Source organism: Flavobacterium sp. ZT3R18 (assembly GCF_007097385.1).
GTDB lineage: Bacteria > Bacteroidota > Bacteroidia > Flavobacteriales > Flavobacteriaceae > Flavobacterium.
The window spans coordinates 1-4,353 of the sequence record NZ_VJZS01000047.1 but is presented as its reverse complement, the minus strand read 5'-3'; the positions used below and the strand labels follow the sequence as shown (position 1 = coordinate 4,353).

Genomic DNA, 4,353 nt, shown 5'->3' with positions numbered 1-4,353 from the left:
TTCTTGAAAAAAAACAATAATCTTATCAAAACAATAATCATTCTTGCCTATGAATAGTTTTGTTGCGACTTTTGGGTTATAAGTGAAAAATTCTGAGCTCCGTTATCTTTTCTTTTCCGACTCAAATCTTCTCTAAAAGCGATGTCCAATGTCCAGTGTAATTTATTTTCAATACTCCAATGCAATCGTATTATGTCTTGAAATTCTTCTGCGCTTTTATCAGCGCTTGAAATGTAATATCTAACACTATTCTCGTCTTTCTTACTGCTGTTTTTAAATGAACGTGTACTTTCTATTCTTACCAAAGAAGTTAAATTCTTCCATTTCTCTTGATTTTCAATAAATTGAAAATCTTTGATAACGGTGCATGTTCTTGTTTCGATTCTTCCATGATCCAATTCATATTGCTTTGAAAATTTAGGTGCTTTTAAAAACCTGTACTCATCAATTATGTTTTGATACAATTTTGGTAGATTGCCTTTTACTGCCAAAACATAATCTGCTCCCTGTTTAATTATCTCCTCAGCAATTAGAACTTGACATCCCATAGCGTCTATGGTAATAATACTGCCTTTAACCGAAAGTAATTCCAATAATTTTGGAATTGCCGTTATTTCGTTTGATTTCTCATCAACCTTGACTTGACCTAAAACCAGATTGTTTTTACACGCCCAAGCACTAACCATGTGAATCAAAGATTTCTTTCCATGCTCTTTGGCTCCATTGATGGTTTTGCCGTCTATATTGATAATTTCCAATCCTATAGATGAATCAATCAATGTATTTACCCATTCCATAAAGCACTTTTCAAGTTGCTCATTATCAATAGAACTAATAACCCTATTAAAGGTATCGTGTGAAGGAATGTCGTTTTCCAGTTTTAAAAAACCTCGAAGCCATTCGGCTTTTAAATTACAATATCGTTCGATTTCATTCCATGAATTTGCCCCACAAATCACCGCAATTATAGCCATAAGGAGGATGTCGTTTAAATCATGAAACACCGTTACGTCTCTTCTCTTGTCTTCTATTTGCATAAATACCGTCAGTAGTTTACTTGCCATGATGTTATCTTATATACTTAACCGTTAGTCATATAAGATACTATGATTTAATTACATTAACAAGTATAAACATGTTTAATTTTGTATAAACGTATTAATAATAGTACATGTGTTTGCCCTGGGAGTTTAGGCCAACAGTTTGGATAATCTGAATAAGAAGAAATTACTTTTGAAAAATTATTTGATTTTTTTAGATGGCTCTGAAATCAATCAAATTAATCCTTTTTTCTCCACTAAAAAAAAATACAGAAGCTTCTATATCTTTTTTTTAAAGTAAATTTACAAAAGTGCATTGTTAATTTAAAAAAACTTATTACATTTGCACTCGCATTCAGAAGACGAAAGCGACATACTGGAGAAATGGCAGAGCGGTCGAATGCGGCAGTCTTGAAAACTGTTGACTGTAACAGGTCCGGGGGTTCGAATCCCTCTTTCTCCGCCACATAAGGTTTCAAAAGAAACTTTAAAAGTCAAAAGCCTTTAAATACTAGTATTTAAAGGCTTTTTCGTTTTTTGTAACTTTCAAAAAACACATATTATATCAAAGAACAGTTACCCTATTGGTTACCCTTTTCAATTTTAGATTATTTCTAAAAAAAGGGTAACTAAATAACAAGAATTCCTCGGGAATTCCTTGTAAAACCAAAGATCTCTGAAAGTTTCTTAATCAATTTATGTATTAATTAAAAAACAAGGAGTCATGTTAAAAGTAATCTTCTACATCAAGGCTGATAAAGCCAAACCAAATGGGGAAATCCCTATTTATGCCAAAATTTCATTTCAAGGAAAAGAAACTACAATGTCAACGGGCAAGTCCATTGCTGAAGAAAGATGGTCCTCTACCAATAAACTTAGAAATTTCCTGAAGCTTGAAAAAGAAAAAATAATTAAACAAGCGTTGGACCAATTTCAACTAAAGGTCGAAAAGAAATTTAATGAGCTTGAAAAAGCAAATTCAGAAGTTTCTCTAGCAACTCTAAAAGAAGAGATTAACGGCAAACGCAGTGCAAACAATAAGGGAGTAACTATCCTATCAGTGATGGAAAAGCACAACAAATTTTTTAAAAAGAAAGTTGATGGTGGTGAACGCTCAAGTGCATCTCTACAAAAATACGAACGTGCGAAAGAACTATTGTATAATTTCTTGAAAAAGCATTATGCCCTTGAAGATATTCTCACTACGGAAATAGACAGTCGATTCGTATACAAACTTGAAGATTTTTTGAAGTATGAAAGCAATTTTAAAGGAAAAATTGGGATTAAAAACAACTCCATAGTCAAATACATGAAGATGTACAAAACAGCCAATAATTATGCTATTAGAATCGGTTTGATTGAAAAGTGTCCGTTTAAAGTATATGATGGAAAGATTAAAATAACCGAAGGCGTCTTTCTTTCCCAACATGAGTTAAATACTATAGAGGAAAAACATTTTTCAACGATAAGACTTGAAAAAGTGAAAGATCTATTCCTTTTCAGTTGTTATACAGGATACGCTCCAATAGACGCATCCAACCTTACAGCAAATAATTTGATTACGGATAGTGCTGGTAATTTATGGCTTAAAACCAATCGAACAAAAACAGCCATTCGCGCTAACGTTCCCGTCTTGCCAGCTGTCCTTAAAATAATTAATAAATATAAAAATCAACAAATTGGTTTAATACCAAAAATGTCAAATCAAAAAATGAACGCTTATCTTAAAGAAATAGCAGACCTATGTAAAATTGACAAACACCTTACCTGGTATGTAGCCAGACATACTTTTGCAACAACAGTAACTTTGGGTAATGGTGTAAGACTCGAGAATGTATCTGCCATGATGGGGCATACAAATATTAAGCAGACCCAGCATTATGCCAAAGTTTTAGATATCAACATAATGGAAGACATGGCAAAACTAAAATCAAAATATAGTTAACTGGTCTTTTTGATATAGTTCGGAAGTTTAATACGACAAAAAAGCAAAAGAATCCCAGTTAGACACCCTTTTGCTTTTATAAATTTTGAAGTTATACTACCTTATGTTTTATATTATGATTCGACTTTCACCACGAAACTTTATTGTCCATTATCGTTAAGTATTTTTTCTATTTTGGTTGCTTCATACAAAAAAATATCTCCAAGCTTGGTATATGGAAGGATACCTGTCTGGCGATACTTTATAATAGTATTATTTGATAGACCAAATATTTTCTTTAAATCTTCATTCCTATAATATCGCAATGTAGATTTTTCATAATTCCCTTTTATTTTAGAATCAATTCTTTCCAATCTGACATATAATGGATCCAGCAATTGTTTAATTGCTACTAAATAGGAGATTTTATTTTCTTTACCTTGTTTAGACATAATAAAAAGTTTTAAATGAAAGTAAGTACTCTTTGACTAAGAATTATAACAATGATTAAGATTACCAATCAATTAATTTGTCTCTCCGTTTTTGAAATATTCTAAGAATATTGTCGAGAAATTTTATCTGTTTTTCTTTATAAATAAATCCTTTACATTCAGAAAATTGCTTACTAATTGTATCTATACTGGTTTGTAATCCACCATCCCCCATATAAGTGAAATTTTCTTCAACAAATAGTTGAATCTTACCTCTATTGTACTTCTCATTGTTATCATCAAAAAATAAAATTTTCTCATCCATAAGAATGTAAAAAAGTTGCGCCAGATCACTTTTATTGTAACTTGAACTGCATTTCTCTCTCAGTATTTTTATTCTGGCTTCATCCAAATTTTTAATTTTACAATCTTTTTCTTTTAAAAGGATCTCGATGCATTCTATCTTCCCATACAAATTTGCAACTGCCTCAGGAAGCTCTTTAAATGTGATTTTTTTCATAGCATTATTGCTTTGGAAATTTAACTTCTACATCAGATTCAGAAAAAAGAAAATAAATCTTACTCTTTTGACTTCTATTACGAGTTGGCACGTACTTGATATATCCATACTCGTTTAGTTCATGTATGCATTTATGGAATGTTTTTGGCGAAGAAATCATCGCTATTTCCATAATTTCATAACTGCGCACCTGAATAGGATTGACAAAACCACTATCCACTCTAAATTGCAGCAATGCTGCATATATACCGATATGCGTAACGCTGATACGATAATCATTCTTTATTGCCTTAAAGAAATCAGATAAAGGTTTTAGTGTTTCCATTATTTCCAAGTGTATCAACTTATGTGCATACCATTGCGTTTTGATTGGCTTTCTTTCTGATGCTCATTGTTTTTTTGCATCTGTTTTACGGTTTCCATTGTTTTATTACCCAA

Annotated in this window: 4 protein-coding genes, 1 tRNA gene and 1 pseudogene; 2 read left to right on the top strand and 4 right to left on the bottom strand. The window is 31.6% G+C overall.

Translation table 11 applies throughout. The features are described from left to right. Positions 1-71: 71 nt before the first annotated feature. Positions 72-1,064 (bottom strand): annotated as a pseudogene (locus FNW52_RS20405) (ISAs1 family transposase); the annotation flags it as partial. A gap of 354 nt (positions 1,065-1,418) precedes the next feature. On the opposite strand from FNW52_RS20405, the gene FNW52_RS20400 reads away from it, so the two are divergent. Together FNW52_RS20400 and FNW52_RS20395 are read left to right on the top strand one after the other, a co-directional pair. After that, positions 1,419-1,506: transfer RNA gene (locus FNW52_RS20400), tRNA-Ser, on the top strand. Positions 1,507-1,764: 258 nt separating this feature from the next. Further along, positions 1,765-2,985 (top strand): site-specific integrase, encoded by a 1,221-nt coding sequence (locus tag FNW52_RS20395; RefSeq protein ID WP_143379311.1) that lies wholly within the window; start codon positions 1,765-1,767, stop codon positions 2,983-2,985. 140 nt (positions 2,986-3,125) lie between these two features. On the opposite strand, the gene FNW52_RS20390 is transcribed toward FNW52_RS20395, so the two are convergent. The 3 genes from FNW52_RS20390 to FNW52_RS20380 form a co-directional block, all read right to left on the bottom strand. Beyond that, positions 3,126-3,416, bottom strand: coding sequence for a DNA-binding protein (locus FNW52_RS20390; protein ID WP_116760969.1), 291 nt, complete (start codon positions 3,414-3,416; stop codon positions 3,126-3,128). Positions 3,417-3,477: 61 nt separating this feature from the next. Then, entirely contained in the window at positions 3,478-3,915 is a 438-nt protein-coding gene (locus tag FNW52_RS20385) for a hypothetical protein (protein ID WP_143379310.1), read from the bottom strand. Between the two features lie 4 nt (positions 3,916-3,919). Continuing rightward, entirely contained in the window at positions 3,920-4,240 is a 321-nt protein-coding gene (locus FNW52_RS20380) for a hypothetical protein (protein ID WP_143379309.1), read from the bottom strand. Between the last annotated feature and the right edge of the window lie 113 nt (positions 4,241-4,353).